This window comes from Lysobacter sp. Root690 (assembly GCF_001427785.1).
Classification (GTDB): Bacteria; Pseudomonadota; Gammaproteobacteria; order Xanthomonadales; family Xanthomonadaceae; genus Lysobacter.
The window spans coordinates 150312-169567 of the sequence record NZ_LMHM01000002.1; the positions used below are offsets into that span (position 1 = coordinate 150312).

14 protein-coding genes and 1 pseudogene are annotated in these 19256 nt (G+C 62.3%); 7 read left to right on the top strand and 8 right to left on the bottom strand.

Annotated features, from left to right (window positions below; all coding sequences use genetic code 11):
• Positions 1 to 500 precede the first annotated feature (500 nt).
• The 4 genes and pseudogenes from ASD86_RS26395 to ASD86_RS04575 form a co-directional block, all read right to left on the bottom strand.
• Entirely contained in the window at positions 501 to 674 is a 174-nt protein-coding gene (locus ASD86_RS26395) for a hypothetical protein (RefSeq protein ID WP_157476141.1), read from the bottom strand.
• 235 nt (positions 675 to 909) lie between these two features.
• A complete protein-coding gene (locus ASD86_RS04570) occupies positions 910 to 1959 on the bottom strand; it encodes a DNA adenine methylase (RefSeq protein ID WP_056107463.1) in 1050 nt (349 codons plus the stop codon).
• 88 nt (positions 1960 to 2047) lie between these two features.
• A pseudogene (locus ASD86_RS25745) lies at positions 2048 to 3116 on the bottom strand (IS3 family transposase).
• 371 nt (positions 3117 to 3487) lie between these two features.
• Complete coding sequence (locus ASD86_RS04575; protein ID WP_056107466.1) at positions 3488 to 3826, bottom strand: helix-turn-helix transcriptional regulator; 339 nt, start codon at positions 3824 to 3826, stop codon at positions 3488 to 3490.
• Positions 3827 to 3934: 108 nt separating this feature from the next.
• Between ASD86_RS04575 and ASD86_RS04580 the strand changes: the two genes are divergently transcribed.
• Both ASD86_RS04580 and ASD86_RS04585 read left to right on the top strand, forming a co-directional pair.
• Positions 3935 to 4267, top strand: coding sequence for a hypothetical protein (locus ASD86_RS04580; RefSeq protein WP_056107468.1), 333 nt, complete (start codon positions 3935 to 3937; stop codon positions 4265 to 4267).
• Positions 4264 to 4707, top strand: a complete 444-nt coding sequence (locus ASD86_RS04585) for a hypothetical protein (protein ID WP_056107473.1) — start codon at positions 4264 to 4266, stop codon at positions 4705 to 4707. The genes ASD86_RS04580 and ASD86_RS04585 overlap by 4 nt, the downstream gene beginning before the upstream one ends.
• 157 nt (positions 4708 to 4864) lie before the next feature.
• On the opposite strand, the gene ASD86_RS04590 is transcribed toward ASD86_RS04585, so the two are convergent.
• Both ASD86_RS04590 and ASD86_RS04595 read right to left on the bottom strand, forming a co-directional pair.
• A complete protein-coding gene (locus tag ASD86_RS04590; RefSeq protein ID WP_056107476.1) occupies positions 4865 to 7027 on the bottom strand; it encodes a hypothetical protein in 2163 nt (720 codons plus the stop codon).
• Positions 7024 to 7389 (bottom strand): hypothetical protein, encoded by a 366-nt coding sequence (locus ASD86_RS04595; protein ID WP_056107479.1) that lies wholly within the window; start codon positions 7387 to 7389, stop codon positions 7024 to 7026. The genes ASD86_RS04590 and ASD86_RS04595 overlap by 4 nt, the downstream gene beginning before the upstream one ends.
• 679 nt (positions 7390 to 8068) lie before the next feature.
• Between ASD86_RS04595 and ASD86_RS27670 the strand changes: the two genes are divergently transcribed.
• Positions 8069 to 8365: hypothetical protein (locus ASD86_RS27670; protein ID WP_235567666.1), on the top strand; the 297-nt coding region annotated here is incomplete at its 3' end.
• Between the two features lie 4378 nt (positions 8366 to 12743).
• Positions 12744 to 13121, top strand: a complete 378-nt coding sequence (locus tag ASD86_RS26400; protein ID WP_157476145.1) for a hypothetical protein — start codon at positions 12744 to 12746, stop codon at positions 13119 to 13121.
• 211 nt (positions 13122 to 13332) lie between these two features.
• Here ASD86_RS26400 and ASD86_RS04610 read toward each other — a convergent pair whose 3' ends face one another.
• A complete protein-coding gene (locus ASD86_RS04610) occupies positions 13333 to 13779 on the bottom strand; it encodes a hypothetical protein (RefSeq protein WP_056107487.1) in 447 nt (148 codons plus the stop codon).
• Between the two features lie 75 nt (positions 13780 to 13854).
• Positions 13855 to 14673, bottom strand: a complete 819-nt coding sequence (locus ASD86_RS04615; RefSeq protein WP_056107490.1) for a hypothetical protein — start codon at positions 14671 to 14673, stop codon at positions 13855 to 13857.
• Between the two features lie 106 nt (positions 14674 to 14779).
• Here ASD86_RS04615 and ASD86_RS04620 point away from each other — a divergent pair, with 106 nt between their 5' ends.
• The 3 genes from ASD86_RS04620 to ASD86_RS04630 all read left to right on the top strand — a co-directional run bounded on the left by ASD86_RS04620 (position 14780) and on the right by ASD86_RS04630 (position 18826).
• On the top strand, positions 14780 to 15109 hold the full coding sequence (locus ASD86_RS04620; RefSeq protein WP_056107493.1) for a helix-turn-helix transcriptional regulator: 330 nt from the start codon (positions 14780 to 14782) through the stop codon (positions 15107 to 15109).
• Between the two features lie 934 nt (positions 15110 to 16043).
• Positions 16044 to 16997 carry a GH25 family lysozyme gene (locus ASD86_RS04625; protein WP_056107496.1) on the top strand — a complete coding sequence of 318 codons (954 nt, stop codon included), beginning with the start codon at positions 16044 to 16046 and terminating at the stop codon, positions 16995 to 16997.
• Complete coding sequence (locus ASD86_RS04630; RefSeq protein WP_056107499.1) at positions 16994 to 18826, top strand: GH25 family lysozyme; 1833 nt, start codon at positions 16994 to 16996, stop codon at positions 18824 to 18826. Before ASD86_RS04625 ends, ASD86_RS04630 begins: the two co-directional genes overlap by 4 nt.
• Positions 18827 to 19256: the final 430 nt, after the last annotated feature.

Genomic DNA, 19256 nt, shown 5'->3' on the forward strand with positions numbered 1-19256 from the left:
TGAAGTGGTGAAGCCAACGGTCCAATCCGTCCTGGCGCTAATCCGAGATATCGAAGCTGGTCGCGTAGGCCTGCCTGTGCAGGCCGGCCGGGATGAAACGGTCGGACTTGCGATTGGTATGTGGTGTGTCCGGATGTATTTTTAGCCTCAAGGCTTGGCAGGCATCGGCGAAGACAGGTAAGCACGGCGTCCGTTGACGGCCAACAGCCAGTGGACGGCGAGGCCACGGCACTGTAGTCCGGCACAAACCGGTGCAGGATCGCGGCGGCTGTTTCGTAACATTCATCGACTGCGATGGTGGTAGTGGCCACGCATGAGTGATCGTCGATGGTCATATCAACCAAAATCCCGGCCGAGGCCCCGGAGACGGTGTGACCCGTTGCCCGTAACGCAATAGCACGGTGAGCCGATCCGCCCCAGCTTCTTAATACCCAGATGAATCACTCACCCGGCACGGCATAATCGTACCGCTGTGCCGGCGTCTGCAGTTCAAGTTCGCGTCAGCGGCTGAACTCGACCTGCGGTAGCGCCGGCGACACCATGGCCGCCGACAACCCGAACTGACGATCAATCCGGTGATCATTGTGGCGCTGGCGACGCAGCATCTCTACCTGGGCGCCCAACTCGGTCGACGTCCGGCTGGCGGCAATCGCGGCCGGCTGCTGCGATCCCACTAACCTTCGTTCGCTTGGCGCCGCCACCACTTGCGGACCGTTGTCTCCGACGTCCCCAACGCCTGCGCGACCCGCGTCACGCGCCGGCCGGCTCGCATACGCTGAATCAAAACCTCTTGAGTCTTGGGGTCGGGCGGGCACAATGGTGCATGTTGTTCCCCTCGCTGGATAAAAGTAACGTTTTTCGAGATCAGCGTTCCCAAGTCATAGGTGAGCAACCTCCTGAAACATACACCTAGACTGCTTGGGTGATGGTTTTGCCGGCGATAAAACTGCCTGGCGCTTTGTCGATGATGAAGATGTGATGTTGATGCTGGCGCGCTTGGGCTGTGGTGGTATAGCCCAGAGCTGGAAGCACGTACTCCTGAAGCTTGCCAGCTTTGTTTAGCATATTTCGCAGTTCGGACATCGGAATTTCCGACCCCTCGCAATACTGCACGACGAGCCGCTTCCAATGTACGGAGTGTATAAGCTCCTGTAGGTAGTTCGCTTCGACGGACCTACGAATCAGCGAAGATGCATCGAGCATTTGAATCGGCACACCCGATGCTCTGTTCGGGTTTGTGTCGGGCTGCTTGAGCGATGCGAGCGATTCCGGGAGGTGATAGTAGCGCGAGTAGTCGCGACGGTTGTATGGTGGATCGAGATAGAGAAGATCGAAGGTCTTCCCTCTGAGGACATCAAGGGCGTCACCCACGAGCGCCTGACCACCAGTTGCCCCCACTTGCACCGGAATCCACTTCATTTGGAACGGCTTGAGCGCCTTGCGGTGCCAATGCTTAAGATGCGCGTAGTAGGTTCCTGCGGTGTTTGCGCATGGATCCATGCTATTGAGAAACGAAGCCAGCAAATACTTACGCTCGGACTCACTCAAGAGATCATCTTCGTTCCAGCGCTTGATCGCGTTCCAGGCGCCGGCGATGCGCGAGGCATTGCTGCGGGTGAAGAACTGACGCTGAGTGGAGAACTCAGTAACGAGCCACGATCGGTCGGCCCGGCGGGTATTTAGATGTTCCAGGATGGCACCGCTAGTCTGCAGGCCCGTGATCTTTCGCAGACGAGTGAAGCGAGGACGTTCCTGGCAAACGATGCGAGCGTGCTGGAACGCATTGGGCAACATCAGAACATCACAGGTTGTCACCTTTAAGCCACGGCCCTTGAGCACGGCACCAATCGTGCCTAGGCCGCCGAATGCGTCGGCGGCGGTTGTGCCCGAAAACCCAATCGTCGCGAGCTCGGCAACCTGAGTGGCACTTGAATGCTTGGAGCCGAAATATCGAAACATGTCAGTCTTACTCGGTTGATGCATTATGGGCGATCTGAACTGCTCAGGGCCTTGTGAAAAATTACAGGACTGAAAGTCCCGCCTACCGTTAGTACTCTACCGGAGATATGCCTCCAGTGGTTTCGTGGCGGCGTATTGGAGTTGTAGAACATCTCGATGTAATCGAACACATCACCTCGGGCATCGACATGGGTGGTGTAGATTCGCTGCTTGATGCGCCGGCGCTTGAGCGATTGGAAGAGGCTTTCCATTGCCGCATTGTCGTGACAGCTTCCGCGTAGATTCGTGCTGCGCATGATGTCGTGCGTTTTCAAAAGGCTCTGCCAGTCTTCGCTCGTGAATTGACTGCCCCTGATCCGAGTGCAAGAGTAGGCCGGGTTCGGGCTTGCGGCGCCACACCGCCGCTAATAGAGCTTGCAGCACCAGATCGGTGTGCTGCGTCGGACGCGTGGCCCAGCCCACGACTTGGCGGGAGAAAAAATCCAACACGACGGCTAAGTACAGAAAGCCTTCGTAGGTGCGGATGTAGGTGATGTCGGTTACCCAAGTTCGATTGGGCTCTGCCGCAATGAATGCACGCGCCAACACGTTGTTTGCCACCGCGCCGATCGGTCCGTTCAAAGGCCGCGGACGCCGGCCATAGCCCACTATGGCGCGCAGCCCTTCTTGCTTCATCAAACGCGCAACGCGGTGTTTGCTGCACGTTTCACCCAGTTCGCGAAGATCCTTGGTGATCTTGCGATGACCGCAAATCGATCCGCTCTCCAGCCAGCAGTGCTTGATCAAGCCGAGCAGGCGTTGATCGTCGCGCGCACCAACGCTGTTGGGTTCGCGAAGCCATGCGTAGTAGCCGCCGCGGCGCACGTGCAGCGCGCGACACATCGCGGCCAGTCCGAATTCGTTGGCGTGCCGCTTCATGAAGGCGCACTTCACCTTTACCCCTTGGCAAAGTACGCGGCGGCTTTTTTTAGGATGTCTCGTTCTTCAGTCATGCGTCGAAGTTGTGCTTTCAGGCGTCGAACGTCCGCGTTCTGGTCTTGTTCAACGCGACCAACCACGCTGCCTTTGCCTTGCTGGCGCTTCCAGCCGCACAGGCTGCGGAACGACACGTCCAGGCGCTCGGCTACTTCGGCGACCGGTCGCCCGTATTCCACTATCTGACGGACAGCTTCGCTGTTGTACTAATCCGCGTATCGCTTCACGCTCATAACCACTTCCCCTTAAGTCATAGTTTATGGCTGCGAGATATTTACGCAGCATTGGGCGATTCAGGACAATGAGGTAGTGCACCCTAAATCCGGTTCTTGGCTTGTCAAGTGGGGCCTATAGATATCGCCTGGGCTTCTTGTAGGCTGATCCGCGCGGACGCCGCGCCTTTCCCAGGCAAATGAGTACTCCCCCGCGCTTGGTTCTAGCCGCGAGACGCGCAGGCTTCAACCGAGAATTTGGAAAAGGCAGGGCCCGACTAGCACGCTCAACATGGTCCATCAAGCCCGAGAGGATGGCTCAAAGGGTTACCCCTAGTTGGTCAACCTTTCAATCCTGAGCCAGCAAGCTCTTTCAACACCGCAATCGCCTTCCTCTGCCTCGCCGGAGGCAGCCGATTGAAGATCAGGATGGCTTCGGCCAGCGCGTCCGACGTGGCGTGGAAGTAGGCCACCGGCACGCCCAGGGCCTCGGCGAGCTCCCGTGCCGTGTCGTCATCGGGCGCATGCAGCCCGGTCTCGTATCGGCTCACCCGCGGGGCGCCGGTGTTCTGTTCCGTCAAGCCCAACCTCTCCGCCAACTGCGCTTGGGTCCAACCCAGGCTTTGCCGTGCCGCGCGAAGGCGGCGGCCAAAAATGGAACCTGGGGCTTTGATCGGCATGCGGAGAGCGTACGGAAGCTGAACCGCTGAACCGTGCCAGTTTTAAACTAACATGTCATTTGCGATTATCGCAAATGACGGCGATGGGCCGCGTGATCGGAGTGGGGCATGGGCACGGGTAGGAAGGGAGTAGGGCTGGCGGCGGCCACGCTGGCCGCAGCGGGGTTGCTGGGCGGGTGCAGCGGACGGCCGTCGACCGAGGACGCCCAAGCCGCGTTCGTGGCGGAGTTCGACCGCGCCTTCGACGGCGGCGCCAGGGTTGAGGACGTCCGCCGCTTTGAGTTGTCGAACTGCGAACCCGCCCGGGAGGTGGACGGCTACCTGTGCGATGTCGAAGGCGAGCTGGTGCTCAACATCGCCGGCACCCAGGTGCCGCGGCCGCTCAAGGGCAGGTTTAGGTTCTCCGACAGCACGGGCGCGTGGAAGGCGTATCAGCCATGAGCGCCGCCCACATGCTGCCAGCGACCCTGCTGCTCGGCGGGTCGGGAACCATCGCTGTCTTGGGCAGCCCCGAGGCGGGAGCACGGGCGCCGATCTACCTGGTCGGCGGTCTCGCGATCTGGGGTGTCCTGGCGCTGCTCTGGATGCTCAACATCCGAGCCGCCCGATACCACGCTTGGGCGTTGCAAAACTATCGCGCCGGACCGCCCAAAGCTCCCAAGGGGGCTTTCTGGAAGGGCGCGGGGGTAGGGCTGCTGCTGACGATCGGTGGGCTGATTTGCGCGGTCTATTTGCTCGCCCACGGTGGTCCGGGTGTCCAAGAGCTCGCGGGCTGGGTGCTGCTCATCGGGGGCGGCTGGGGCTTGACGCTGGTGCCTCTGGTGGCGGGCTGGGCCTGGGTCCAGATCGCCGCAACTCGGATCCCCCGGGGATCCCGGTGACCGGCACTCTCTGGCCCCGGCAACGGGGCCTTTCTTTTGCCTATTAGTCCCACTTAACCGCCGGCGCCCATGCTTACCGCTCGATGCGAATGTTGATGGACCACGGGACTTTCCCGCACGGGCTGTTGGGAAAAAATGCTCGTCGAAGACTCTCGGGTCAGTTCGCCCAAGCTTCCAAACTTACCTCCGCCGCATCGCCACCATTGGCTCCCTTGATAACCAGGTAATAGTCGCCTTCCTTGACGTCCCCGGTGAACAAGTCGGCACACGTTGGCTTAGCATTGGAGATGGCCCGCCCTCGGGCATCAAAGAGCTGGTAAGCCGGCTTCGAACCGTCCACCTCCTCCGCGACGCACGAGAGGTTGTTGGAGATGACGTTCAAGAACACCGGCGGATCGCCGCGGCTCGCGTCGATGCGGTAGGTACGCTGCTCGCGTGCGCCAATGCGGACATCGAAGCGCTGACCGTTGGGTAGGGTCTGGACGGGGTTGGCGATGTCGGGCGTGAAGAGGGCAGGGTATGCACCCAACGGCGCAGACTTCGGCTCCGAAGGCGTCGGCGAGGCCCTCAGAGCGGGCAGATGCGACACCAGGAACTCCGTCGAGCCGGACACGGCCAAGTCGAATGCGCAGGCGTTCAGGCGATCGGCGGGAACCCCGGCGGCAGCGCAGGCTGCATGCGCCGTTTCCAGCGCCTCCGGGGTCGGCTTGGCCGGCTTTTCCGGAAATCCTCGCAGGTCGAACGTCGCCGGCGACTCGCCCTGTTGGTAGTCGAAGAGGCTCTCCTTGGCCTGGATGCGCCAACTGGCGACGAACGCGTCTGCTTGGTCCGGGTTTGCCAGGCTTCCGGGTCGACCATCCCGGCCGATGAGCGCGCCGGCCACGGTGCTGGACGCCTGGCCGATGAGACCCTTGTCGTTTGCGACGGCCGTGCCCCGCGTCCAGGTCGTCTCCATGTCCAGCCAACTGCTGCGCAAATGCACCCGCAGGGTCCGCCCGTTGCGCCATATGACGGCCACTTGGGACGGGCGTTCGCTCGCTCCCCAGACGCCGACCACGGCCTCGGCGCCCAAGGCTTGCTGGTGAAACTTGCCGGCCCAATGCAGCGCCTTTCCATCGACCATCACGCGTCCGTCCGCGTAGACCCCCACGCGGTGGATGCCGACTTGAGCAGCGATCGCCCCGATCGCGGCCACCTGCCGGCTCTGGCCCCACGGGATCTGCCGCACCTGGATACGGGTCCGGTCGGGCGCGTCGAGCAGCCAGAACTCCCCGGCGCGCTGGGTGGTCAAGGTCTGGCCGCCGGGAAGCCGGTAGTGCGGCTCGCCCGTGCCGGTGGCGTAGCCGGAGGGGCGGTGGTCAGAGCCACCCGAGCGATCGCGGTCGGTAGGCCCTTGGCCGCTGGCACCGCCGTGCCCGGCAGGACCCGGGGGCTCTGCCGGGGGTGGGTCGGGCTGCATGCGGCAGGTATCGATGGCGCTGTTGGCCGTCGGCGGGGCGGCGCCGGTAGGTGCAGTGCACACGCTGCCTAGAGTGGACAGTGATTTCATCAACGAGCCCTGCTTGGCGCTCAGGGCCGCGCGTTCGGCCGCGTTCCCTTGGCCGGGCTGAGCGCACCAGGCGTCGATCTGCTTGGACGCATCGTCCAACGCCGCTTTATCTGCGTTGCGAACGGTGGCCAGCCCTCGGAGAACTTGGCGGATGGCATCCAAGGTGTCGGTGCGGTAGTTCGGCTTGTCGGCCGAGTCGGCCCACCTAGTCCCTTTCAGCGCAGAGAAGAACTCTTCAGGCGTTGGGTTGCCTTTGCCCAACTGTTGGAGTGTCTTGGTGTAGTTCTTGAACGGAAGCAGGTAGCCGTCGGCCGCCTTCTGGACGCTGGGGTACTTAGGAAAACAGACTACCGTCCACTTCATCGGCTCGCCGGCACTGTTGGTGAAACAGCCGTTGTAAGCGATGGGCTTCCGGGGAATGGGTGGAAGGCTTTTCATCGCGTCCGGACACACGACCTCCGTGTCGGATCGGCAACTGGGTGTCGCGTCGGTTTGGACATTCCAGAGGTTGAGGTTGGGCTTCGGTGTGAAGTCCATTTGCTCATCGCGCATGTTGCCCAAACTTTCGCCACGCGCTTGGCCCGCAATGTAGGCCCAGAGCACCGGCCCGAGTCCTCCAGCGTTGTGCTCGACAAGGGGTAAGGTCACATTGCGGGCGTAATCGATTCCAAATTTCGCGTCTTGGCCAGTGAGCGGCTCCCCACAGTCGACCTGTGCGGAAGCCGGAAGCACTGCGGCGGCCGCGATCAGCGCGGCGGCGATGCGCCTCACGGGGCTGCCTCCAGCCGTTCGGTGCCGTTTCTGCCGATATACCGCGTAGACCCGTCGGTGGCATGCCACCAGCGCTCCCGCGTGCCGTCCGGCCAGATTTGCTCCAACACGACGTCGCCGCCCTCGTGGAGCGCCTTGGTCAGCGAGGTCGCGCCGGAATCGGGCGCCAAGGCGAGGGTGACCGCGTCGCCCGTGGGCCAGGAGGCGGGCAGCTCCGCCGGGGCGGGCGGTGGTGCGGGCGTGGTGGCGGACTCGGCGACCTGGGCAGCAGGTGGGGGGGCTTCGGTTGACGTATGTCGCTCGCAGGCGGCAAGCGGCAGCAGGGCGAGGAGCAACAGACAGCGGATGGAAAGCACAGGCATAAAACCTCGAGGCTGCCGCAGCGCGGGAAACGGCTGTCGGGCCGATGTCGAAAGACTACGTGCAACCGGGACTCAAACGGTCACCGTTCCAAATGTTCAAGAGCTCGCAGGTTGGGTGCTGCTTATCGGGAGCGGCTGGGGATTGACGCCGGTGTCTCTGGTGACGGGGCTGGGTCTAGGTCCAGATCGCGGCGAGTTGGATCCACGGGTGCCGCGGCAGCCGGCACTTCCACTAAGTTTTCGACCCAGAACCTCGGCGCCGCTTCACAGTTTCGATTGAAGGCGGCGTCGCCTGCTTGGCCACGCTGGATCCCATCGCCAGATCGTGACCGAATGAACCGCAGCGGTAATAAATAAGAACACGAGCGTCACTATCCTCAACCTAAGTAAGCGAAGGACTCGACCGTACTGCGCTCTTCGTGTTTTATTTGTGCGCACAGCGTTGACCACTGGTCGTTGGCCAGTTGGCATGGTCTCCATTGACCAAGCCGGTGTTTCATGTCGCCGACGCTGAGATGCTGGACGCTCAGGATTGACTCCCCCAAGCCGCAAAGGACGTGCCGGCAACTTCCCCACGAAAGATGCAGATGTTTCATAGGAAACGGACGTTTCCGCGCGCCATGATGGCCGCGGCGGCTTCTGTCGACGGGCACCTGATTGCCCCCCAAGGAGATCGACAATGTCTAGAAGAAATGGAGTTCCATCTGCCGGGCTCGACCGGCGCCCCCTCGTAGCCGTGTTGGCGCTCTCTATTGGCGCGGCGCTGTGCACGAGCGCCCATGCCCAAGAGGCCGGAAAACTCTGGATCAGCAACGCCATTCCGGCCGAGCCTCAGCTTACCGAGGCGGGAATCCAGCAAGAAATCAAGAGCTTCTTCTCCAACTTTCCTGGTGGATCGGCAGCCAAGCTGCTCGTCACCGGCAACGTCGTCTTCGGCAACAAAGCGGTCTACAACTACGATTTCGAGCCACTGCCGNTAGTTCTGCTGGTCCCGAGGTCGGTTCGATCGAAGCGCTCAAGGCGCAACTCATCCAGCGCATTAACCAGGAGAGCGTCAACGATGGGTGTCCGGCCGCCACCACGATCCAGATCGATCCGGACTGGAGCGAGCAAAATCCCTGGCAGGATGGCCAGACCTCCACATTAGGGTTCGGTGAGTACACCGGCACGCGATCGGCCTGGACCGGAAGTCAATGCGACACTGTCAACGTAGGCGGTTCCTTGGAGCGTGCGCGCAACGTCGCTTGCCCGAACGACGCCTTGTTGGACTGGCGGGCGGATCTGCAAGCTTGCGGCGGACCGCAGTTCCAGATCAGTTACGAAACCGCGCCCCTGCCCAAGAACGAGTGTCCGGTCGGCAACCCGTGCGATCCCACCACCGGCGACAAGTCCGAGCCGGCGCCTGATTTCGATCTGGGCTGGATCGCGTTCGATCGGCATTACCACTCGATGGCCTCGGCCGGGCGAAGTGGTTTCGGCGACGGCTGGACCCATTCGCACAACATCCAGTTGGCCATGGGCACCGACCCCATGGACCCGAACCAAACCCTGCAAATGGGGTTGGTCGAAGCCGACGGGTCGCAAATCTCGTTCACCGCCGTTGGTTCAGCCTATGAGGCCGACGACGGCAGCGGCGACCGGGTTGTCGCAGACGGCACGGACTGGCTGTTATACCAACCGGACCGGGTGCTGCGCTTCAACGCCAAAGGACGCCTGTCTGAGCAGCGGTTCGAAGATGGCACCTCGTTGGTCTACACGTACGACGCGTCGCGTCGCTTGACGGCGATCACCCACAGCAGCGGTCGAAACTTGGGGTTTGAGTACACCGCGGGAGGGGACAACGCGCCCATCATGGCGATCCGCTCTGCCGGTGTTGCGCTCGCCAGCTACACCTACACCGCCGGCGGCCAAGTCGAAACCGTCACCTACGCAGGCGGTGGAATCCGCACCTACCATTACGAGGACACGCGCTTTCCGCGCTTCCTGACTGGCGTGACCCGCGAGGATGGACTGCGCTACAGCACCTTCGTTTACGACGACAAAGCGCGGGTGGTGTCGAGCACGCATGCCGGCGGCGCGGACTCCGTAACCTTGACCTNNGCCGGCTGGAAATGACGGTCTGTCGCGCAAGCCCACCACGTTCACCGATACGCGCGGAAGCGTCACCCGCACGTATCTGGACGCGGGCTCTGATTTCCGGCGTCGCTTGAGCACGGTCGAGGACCGGCGCAATGTAAACACCAATCACAGCTACACCGAAGCGAACGACGCCGTGACGGGCCAGCCGGCGCGCATCCACGCGGTCACAGAGGCGGTAGGGCTGGATGAGGAGCGCACCAGCCAGACGCGTACCGATATCGCCAGCAATCGGGTGCTGATGACGGTGGTTGCGAACCGCGAAACCCGCATCACCCGCAACGCCAGGCTGCAGCCGATTACCGTGGCCGTGCGCGACACCACCACCAACGATGTCCGCACCACCACCTACGCCTACTGCGAGTCCGGGGATGTGTCGGCACCCAACAGCACCTGCCCGACCTTGGGTCTGCTGAAGTCGGTGGACGGTCCGCGAACCGATGTCAGCGACATCACGACGTTTGAGTATTACGGCAGCGACGACAGCACCTGCGCCACCACGCCGGAACTATGCACCTACCGCAAGGGTGACGTGCATAAGACGATCGACGCGCTCGGCCGTGCAACGCAGGTGCTGGGCTACGATCCGCAAGGTCGACCGTTGTCCGTGCTCGATCCCAACGGCGTGGTCACCGATTACGAATACAACGCGCGCGGCTGGCTGACGGCCACGAAGGTGCGTGGGGCCAACAACGCGGTGGAGACCGACGACCGCATCACCCGAGTCGAGCACGAGCCCACCGGTCTGGTTAAGAAGGTGACTCTGCCCGACGGCGTCTACACCCGCTACACCTACGATGCGGCCCACCGCTTGACCGACGTCTTCGACAACGCAGGCAACACGATTCATTACACGCTCGACCTGGCCGGCAACCGCAAGCAGGAAGACACCAAGACCGCTGGCGGAACGCTTCGGCAAACCCTGTCGCGCGTGTTCAATACGCTGGGGCAGCTGGAAGCACTTAAGGATGCATCGCAGAACGCCACCGGCTTCCACTACGATGCCAATGGCAACCCCGATCAGGTCACCGACGCCTTGCTGCGCAGCAGCACCCGGACTGCTGACCCTCTCAACCGGTTGAGCATCAGCGTGCAGGATGCCGGGGCCGGTGGTTTGGCCGCTGAAACCAAGTTCAAATACAACGCATTCGATCAGATCACCCAGGTCACCGATCCCAACGCGCTCAACACGGTCTACGCTTACAACGGCTACGGGGATCGGACCAAGCTGACGAGCCCGGACACGGGCGTCACCGACTTCACCTACAACAGCGCGGGTCTGTTGGCGACGAAGAAGGATGCCAATGACGCCGTGGCGCATCGCTACACCTACGATGTGCTCGGTCGGCCGAAGGCGGTTTTCTACACGGCCGCGGGTCCGGCGGATGTCGAATACGATTACGACACCGTCAACACCGAATGCACCGCGGGCCAGGGTTTTGCGATGGGACGGCTTACTGCGTCCCGGACCGAAGGCAATGAGCTGAAGTATTGCTACGACCGTTTCGGCCAAGTTGTGCGCAAGGTGCAGATCGTTGCGGGCAAGAGTTTCACCCTGAGCTATGCCTATACCCTTGCGGGAAACCTCGACAGCCTGACCTATCCCGACGGCACCACCGTGGACTACGTCCGCGATTCGCAGGCGCGAATCACCGAAGTCGGCGTTCGTCCGAATGGTGGCAGCCGCACGGTGCTGCTGAATAACGCGACCTACGAGCCGTTTGGTCCGGTGAAAGGGTGGACCTACGGCAACGGCCGGACGCTGGCCCGCACGTACGATCTGGACTACCGCCCCAAGACCATTCTGGACAGCGCCAGTGGCGGCTTGTCGCTCGGCTACGGCTACAACAGCGTTGGCGAGTTGACGGAGTTGAAGGATGGTCTGCAAAGTACTTTTCAGGCGAAGTACGCCTACGACACGCTGGGCCGCTTGACCGTCACCCAAGACCCCAACGCTAACCCGCTGGAAACCTACACCTACGACAAGACCGGGAACCGGAAAAGTCTGACGGACGGTGGTGGCTTGCAAGCCTACGGGTACAACAGCGCCGGAACCCATCGCTTGACCGACGTGGCCGGCGTGGCGCGCGGCTACGACGCGGCCGGTAACACGACCAGCATCGGCGGCACTGCGAAGGAGTTTGTTTACAGCCCGGGCGATCGATTGAGCCAGTTCAAGCAGGCCGGAGTCATCAGGGCGAGTTATCGCTACAACACCCGCGGCGAGCGCGTCGCCACGACCGGCGCCACGACGAGCACCATCGATACCTACACTTTGTACGATGAGGGCGGCAACTGGATAGGCGACTACGACACCACGGGCGCGGCCAAGCAGCAGGCTATTTGGTTCGGCAATGCCCCGGTGGGCTTGGTGATTGGCGGTGGCGCGGGTCAGACGCTGGCTTATGTCCAGCCGGACCATTTGGGCACGCCGCGGGCTGTCATCGATCCGGCTCGTAATGTTGCTGTTTGGGCGTGGGACGCAAAGAGCGAAGCCTTTGGCGGCAGTCCGCCGAATCAGGATCCGGACTTGGATGGCACTGCGTTCGTGTTCAACATGCGGCTCCCGGGGCAACGTCATGATCCGATTACCAAATTTAACTACAACTACCACCGTGACTACGATGCGAGCAGTGGACGATATCTGCAGAGCGATCCAATCGGCTTGGCTGGGGGGATTAACACCTTTGCATATGCCAATGGCGGCCCCCTAGCTAACACTGACTTTTTTGGGCTAGCTGCTGATCTGATTCTTTTTCCGGCGAAAGATGTAGAGAATCGCGCAAACGCGAATAGCACGACGCCCCCGCCGGGAGTTTTTGTTGTTGCGGCCCATGGCAATCCTTACGGAATTCGGGATGCCGATGGAAACAGTTTGTCTGCGGAGAAGTTGGCCAGCTTGATAAAAAGCAATCCAGCATGGCAGAGTGGCATGAGCGTTCGTTTGGATGTTTGTTACTCTGCTGTGACGCCGTCGCCAAACTTGGTATCTCCGGCGCAAGCTCTCGCCGAAAAGCTGAGATCCTTGGTCTGGGGCGCGGATGATTTTGTATGGACATATCCAGACGGGCACACTTTAGTAGCCCCGTTGAAAAACGGAGTAACTTGGCGAAACTATACTCCGGCGGATGCGCGCGATGGCCCTGATCTGACTAACATTGGCCGTTACGTACCGTTCGCTCCCTTGATTTATAATCGTATTAAACCGGGTCAAAAACATGAGATCAATCGCCCTTAGTCTCTTGCTGTTTACTCAAGTGGTCGGTGCTCAGCCAACATCCAGTGCAACAGTTTTTTCTTTAAGTGAGCAGCAGGTATCTGATTTTGAAAAAGAAGCGTTAGCCGGGTCGGCGGAGAAAGCCAGGCGGCTATATGATTACTACGCAATTACGCGAGTGGACTTGCAGCAGGCGCGAGCTTGGCTGATTGTTTGTGCCGAAAATGGTGAGCCTGTCTGCCAGTACAATCTGGGGTTCGTGCTGAATCAAGAAAAGCAAAACGTGCGATCTGTATTCTGGCTCACCCGGTCGCTAGAGAACGGCAATCAAGCAGCCAATGATCTCCTTAAGGAAATCAGGGGGAGGGGGCGAGAATAAAAAATATTTAAACACATTCCCTCGGCTGTTCTTTGTCTTTAGAAGCACTGGTTATAAATATTATCATTTCTAAAAAGGGCCTCGAAAACGAGGCCCTTTTTTATGCTTTTCCATTGAGCTGTTTAAGAACTTCGCAGTGTTTAACCAGGCTGTAAAGTCGATAGCATCAGCAATCTTAACGGGACGTCAGAATTCCGGCCAAGCCATCGCATCAGCTCCGTGGGATGGACGTCGCGCGATGAAGGCGCCCGACCCAGCCCACGAAAAGCGGAAGAACGGCGTAACCGATGAACCCGGTGAACGTCCACACCACGCCGAGGAACTGCAGCCCCTCGGGTCCGATTTCCTGTTTGGCCACCACGTAGGCGCCCACATGGAGGACGAACGCCAGGCACAGCCCGAGCGCTGCCCCAGCCAAGAACCCGCCCTTGCGGGGTGTTGGCGCGGGGTACCTCGAGCGCGCCCAAGCGGCGTAGCGGGCAGCGCGGACGTTGGCCCACCACAAGAACGTCAGGAAGGTCAGCAGCGCCAAGCCCCCGGCAATGGACGCCGCTTGGGCGCCGGGGGTGGAAAACTCGCCGGATGCGGTCAGGGCGAGCGTGGCCGCGCCCCCAAGCACGAGGGTGGCGGGAGCAAGGTGGGCGTAGGAAGCGCTCATGGCGATCTCCAGAGGGCGCGAGTGGCTGGTTCGAAAGCGGTGGGGTCGTTCATGCCGTTCGGGGCGATAGGGGCGTTACTTCGCGGGCTCGCCTGACCGCCGGTCGAAGACGACGACCTGGTCGCCGAACCCCACCCGGGCCTGGACCACCCGGATCTCCAACTGCGGCAACGCGGTGCCGGCGCGATGGCCGCCCCGAAGCACGTCGAACGCGATCAGGTGCTCGGTGGCGTTGGGTCGCTTCGAGGTGAGTTCGGCGGCCTCGTTGGACGACATTGCGAAGGCGGCTTTGAACGTGCCCGCGTGGGGCGGGGCGCCGACGGCGTTGCCACGGGTCACCATCGCCGGCACCACGTTCTCCCCAACGTAGCCGCCAACGTCGAACCCATTGAGCAGGGGCAGCTTCATGTAGACGTCCAGCGCTCCACGCCGCGCGTCGTAGGGGGCCACGTTCAACAACGGCCGCAGGGCGAAGCGTTGGGTGCGCCGAAAGAGCTCCAAGCGCGCGTCGAAGGCGGGGCCGTACCGACGCTCGATGGCATCCTCGCCGGGCGAACGTCCCAGTCCGTCGTCGGCGCCGGTCACCAGCACGTTCTCGCGCTCGTCTCCCAAGCACTTAGTGCGCCTGGGGGCGTCGATCCGATAGCCGGTCTTGGCCGCGGCCAGCAGCTCGCCGTCGCAGGTGGGCATGCCTTGGATGCCCATGTCGGTGTGGCCCCATCGCAGGCGAACGGCGTCGTCGATCTTGTCCGACTTAGACCAAGCCCGGCCGATGAACGCCGTGGGTTGCCGCTGGGGCACATGAGCTGCTTGAACGATGCGATCGAGCAAAGAGCCCGCATGGGCGGGAAGAACGGCAGCCGCGAGCGTGGCGGTCAACAAGAGCGTGCGCATCCCAACCCTCCATGGCCGCCCCGTGCGGCATATCTGCCATATTGGCAGATTTTTGAGTTAGGATTCCAGTCGGGCAGACTAGCGGGCGTCCCGCCTCAGGTTTTGTATGCCCGCACCCACGCCCATCGCTGTCCTGTTCGGCCGACGCCTGCGCGCGGCCCGCAAGGCCGCAGGGCTGTCGCAGGTCGAGCTGGGGATGTTGCTGGGCATGACCGAGAAGAACGCATCGCCGCGGGTGTCTCGCTATGAGCGGGGCGAGCGAGAGCCCGATGGGGACACGCTTCACGCGCTCAGCGAAGCACTGGGCGTACCGCCGGCGTATTTCTTGGCCGCCAGCGACTACTTGGCTGAGTGCATTCTGCTTATCGCGAGGCAGCCGGAAGCCAAGCAGAAGAAGTTGCTTGCGCTCCTGAGAGAGCATGTTCAAGAGCGTTAGCGTCCACGTTCCCACAACGTGGCTACCAGTCGAGTGCTCTTTGGGGCACAAGTTGACTTGGTGCGCAGTTCTCATGTTGACCATACGGCGTTCGCTGAAAGCGTGCGCAGTGTCGAGCGATATACCAAGGCTTATTGGCTGCTCTGACGTGCATTAGCCTCTACGCACACTCCGCCTGCGCTAAGGGCTGCTTATGGCCTAAAGCGGGTTTGGTCAGATGCTAATCCAAACTATCAGCGTCATGTCCACTTCCGACCCAAAGCGGGCATCCTTTGTCCGTATTCATTCGCAGACCTGCGCGATAGGTTTTGCCCGCTAGCGGACGCGGCGACGGTCGAACAGTCTTGCCACATAGTTAGCCTCCAATCCTTGGCCGGCATGATCTAGAGCAATTGAGAACGGCAGTACTAACAGCTACTACGATGCGTCGGGTCCGCGGGTGGCACGCACATTGGGGATGCTCTCAGTCCGACGGCGAACCTTCGCGAACTCATCGCTCCTTGCGACGAACCCGCCCGCGCCGACCGCACGAATTGGCGACACCGCATTCCTGCACCGCCCGAACAATTCCGGCCCCCATGATTCCCTTTGGCCGCTCCCGCCCAAACCTCCCGTTTCGAGAGCTAAGGGGAGTCGCAAGCAGGCACGGTTAGCGGCTGGCCGGAGCGTCTTGAAGAGACATATCCGGCAGGGCATTAGGTCTCATGGAGGGGCCGTCGATGCATCGAATAACCAGCCGTTCCGTCGGTCCCGCCACGCGCCCGTGCGCACCTGGCCGCGGCGGCCTAGCGTTCATCGCTACAGCGGCCGGTGCGACCGGAATTTCGGGCAGATCCGCCTTCGAAACGCCGCACATCGCCAACACCGCGCCACCGTCATTGCCGCCCCATCGCTGCGTGCTCGGGTGTGCGCGGGCCAACCATGGAGAATCGAGATGAACGCTGCCATCCGGGCGGGCCTGCTCTTCGGCCTGCTGTCGCTGACCACGTCCGTCCTGGCCCAGGACGATCTGTCGGACCTGAAGGATCTCGAAGACGAGCCCTCGCGCACCCAACTGTTCGCGCTGGTGCGTGCGGTGGCGGAGGCCGAGGACCCTCCTGCCTCCGATTCGCAGCGGCAGGAGTTCTCGCTGGTGGGTCCGTTCGGATTTCCCACGGACGTGCTCACCGACTCCTCGACCAACCAGCCGCGGACCGACGCCATCTTCGGCGTCGACATCAGCCACTACACCGATTCCTCGTTCCCGATCTCCAGGCTGCGCGACAAGCGCGTGCGCTTCGTGTTCGTGAAGGCCTCGCAGGGCACGACCAACAAGGACGGCAAGTTCGCCATGTTCTGGAAGGCACTCGGCCAGCTGCCCGCCGAGCACCGCGTGCACCGCGGCGCCTACCACTTCCTCAGCGCCTCCAGCGAGGGCGCGGCGCAAGCGGCGACCTTCCTGCGCGTGCTGAACGCCAACGGCGGCATCGTCGCCCGCGACATGCCGCCGGTGGTCGACCTGGAGTGGGACAACGACCGCGACGGCCACGACCGCTGGGCCGGCAAGACGGCCGACGAGATCGTCGCCTCTGCCAAGGCCTGGCTGCAGGCGGTGGAGCAGGCCACCGGGCGCAAGCCGATGATCTACACCGCGCAGGCCTGGTGGACGCCGCGCCTGGGCGACGCACGCCTGGCCGAATTCGCGGGCTACCCGATCTGGATCGCCGACTACTCCAAGGCCTCGCGCGCCGCCGAGGTGCCGCGCATGATGGGCAACGCCGTGCCGGCGGCCTGGCAGTTCACCGATAAGGCGAAGATGGACCAGGGCTTCACCGCCGGCTTCGACGCCAGCGTGTTCAAGGGAAGCGAGGAGAAGTTCTACGAGACCTTCGGGATCGCGCGGCCGTGAGCGCGACCGCGGTGTTCCGCATGCTGTCGCGCGAGCTCGCCGCCATTGGCCTCATGGGCGCGCTGCTGGCCAGCGCGTCCGCCGAGGCGACGATCTGCGCGTCTGGCCCCGAGGTCGACGCGGAAGCGTACTGCGCCTATTTCAAGTTCTACCGGACCCAGGACGAGACCCCGGACCCTAGGATCGCCAAGCGCCTGATCCCGACGGGCAACGAGACGGTGCGATCGATCGCGCTGATCATCGGCAACAGCGTCTACCCGAACATACAAGGGACCAACGGCAGCCTCTCTGCCGCGGCGATCGACGTCTCCAACCTCACCGATTTCTTTGTCAACGACCAGCAATTCGACGAGGTGATCGTCCTCAGCAACGGCGATGCCACCAAGGACTCGATCGACTACTTCCTGCGCACCTACCTTCGCAATGTCGGCATCGAGCACGTGGGCAAGATGCGGCTGGTCGTCGCCTACTCGGGCCATGGCGTGAAGGCGGGGCCGGGCAGCGATGCACGGCTGCTGCTCAGCCAAGCCACGAGCATGACCGACAACACCAACTCGATTCCGATGGCCGACCTTCGCACACGGCTGGGCGAGTTGTCGCAGAACTACTTCCATGTCGTGGCACTGGTCAACGCCTGCTACAGCGGCGCCCTCTTCGGCGACGCCGCCGCCGGCGGCAGCCTGTGGGAGACCGACGAGCCGGCCGCACATGCCGTCTCGGCGAGCTCGGATATCGAGCCGTCCTTTTCGCTCGGTGGCCCGACCGACGGAAGCATCTTCTTTGACGGCATCCTCGCCGGGATCAGGAACTCGGATTCCGACCCCACCATTGACGTCGTCATGAGGGACAAGGTGGTGGTCCAGCACGGAGGCGTCGTCCGCCTCGGTGCCGTGGAACACGCCCTTATCAGCACTATCGACGGAATCAACCAGACTCGAAACCTCGCCGCCGGCGAGAAGAAGGTGAAGTACCCTTGGATCGGCTCGATCGTGCCGCCGCGCGATGGCCTGAAGCCCGGCGGTTTCTTCTTCCTGTCGCCTATCATCTATGACGTGCCGGAAGCCCAGGTGGAGTTGCGCTATGTCGCCAGCTTCGTGCCCGGGCGACCGGAGCTGCAGGTGTTCGGCGCCAGCGAGGAGTACGACATCCGGGGCATCGACGTGTCCCGCTACGAGGACGACATCGACTGGCGGGCCGTGAAGGACAAGACGGACTTCCGCTTCGCCTACATCCGCTACGCCGATTCGCAGGGGCGCGATGCGCGCTTCGCCGGGCATTGGCGCGAGGCCAAGCGGGTTGGCCTGGATCGCGGCGCCGTGCACGTGTTCGACTACTGCAGGTCCGTGGACGAGCAGTTCGCGATGATCAGGGACGGATTCTCCCTGTTCTGGGGCGAGCTGCCGTTTGCCATCGACGTCGGCCAGGCGGTTTACCCGGCGCAGGCGGCGTGCCTGGGCCGCCTGGGCCGCGAAGGCTGGCAAACGGGGGTCCTGCAGTTGGCGGAGCGGGTGCAGGAGTATTCGCGCAAGACGCCGCTGATCTACGGTACCCGCGACCAGTTCGACCAGATGCTAGACGAGCGCTTCGACCGCTACATGATCTGGCTTGCCGTCTACCGTAAGGGCGTCAAGCCGCAAGCCGCCGACCTCGGCCTGAAGGGGCAAAATCCCTGGACGCTCTGGCAGTACGACTCGAGCCTGACTGTGCCGGGCATCGGCGACAACGTCGATGGCAACGTGTTCTGGGGCAACGAGCGCGCCTACGAGGCGTTCAAGGGCGCGCGTTCCAACCTTACCCTGCAGATGGCGACGCAGGGCATTGACCTCTAGCCGATCGATCTATACCACCGAGGAGGCAGCCATGGCATCCCTGCAGCAGATGTTGGCGACCCTTGCCCTGGCTTGCGCCTGCTGCATGGTGCTCGCGCCGGCCCGCGCGCAGGAAGTGACGGCGGCAGTGAGCGACCCGGTCATCGTCGTGTTTGTGCGGTGCCGCATGCCGCATCGTTCTGAACAGACGGCTTCCCTTCCCAATGTCCGCTCCCGACCCGAAGCGGTCACTCCGTCGCGATTACGTGAGCACACGACCCCGCAAGGAATGAGGGCGTGGACAACCCCACCCGACTATGGATGTTGGCGTGCCCACCGAGGATCAGCAGACATCTAATATCGCGACGCGCCCAAAATCTAAGGAGCCGCCCAATGAGTGCGCCCCTTCGATATGGCAACATAGCTCCAACCCATTTTTGGACTAAGTTGC

Excerpts from the sequence above, each read along its gene's own strand:
- ASD86_RS04615 (WP_056107490.1), bottom strand. The coding sequence starts at position 14,673 with ATGCGCACGCTCTTGTTGACCGCCACGCTCGCGGCTGCCGTTCTTCCC.
- ASD86_RS04580 (WP_056107468.1), top strand. The coding sequence starts at position 3,935 with ATGGGCACGGGTAGGAAGGGAGTAGGGCTGGCGGCGGCCACGCTGGCC.
- ASD86_RS26400 (WP_157476145.1), top strand. The coding sequence starts at position 12,744 with ATGAGATCAATCGCCCTTAGTCTCTTGCTGTTTACTCAAGTGGTCGGT.
- ASD86_RS04625 (WP_056107496.1), top strand. The coding sequence starts at position 16,044 with ATGAACGCTGCCATCCGGGCGGGCCTGCTCTTCGGCCTGCTGTCGCTG.
- ASD86_RS04570 (WP_056107463.1), bottom strand. The coding sequence starts at position 1,959 with ATGTTTCGATATTTCGGCTCCAAGCATTCAAGTGCCACTCAGGTTGCC.
- ASD86_RS04585 (WP_056107473.1), top strand. The coding sequence starts at position 4,264 with ATGAGCGCCGCCCACATGCTGCCAGCGACCCTGCTGCTCGGCGGGTCG.
- ASD86_RS04575 (WP_056107466.1), bottom strand. The coding sequence starts at position 3,826 with ATGCCGATCAAAGCCCCAGGTTCCATTTTTGGCCGCCGCCTTCGCGCG.
- ASD86_RS04610 (WP_056107487.1), bottom strand. The coding sequence starts at position 13,779 with ATGAGCGCTTCCTACGCCCACCTTGCTCCCGCCACCCTCGTGCTTGGG.
- ASD86_RS04620 (WP_056107493.1), top strand. The coding sequence starts at position 14,780 with ATGCCCGCACCCACGCCCATCGCTGTCCTGTTCGGCCGACGCCTGCGC.
- ASD86_RS04595 (WP_056107479.1), bottom strand. The coding sequence starts at position 7,389 with ATGCCTGTGCTTTCCATCCGCTGTCTGTTGCTCCTCGCCCTGCTGCCG.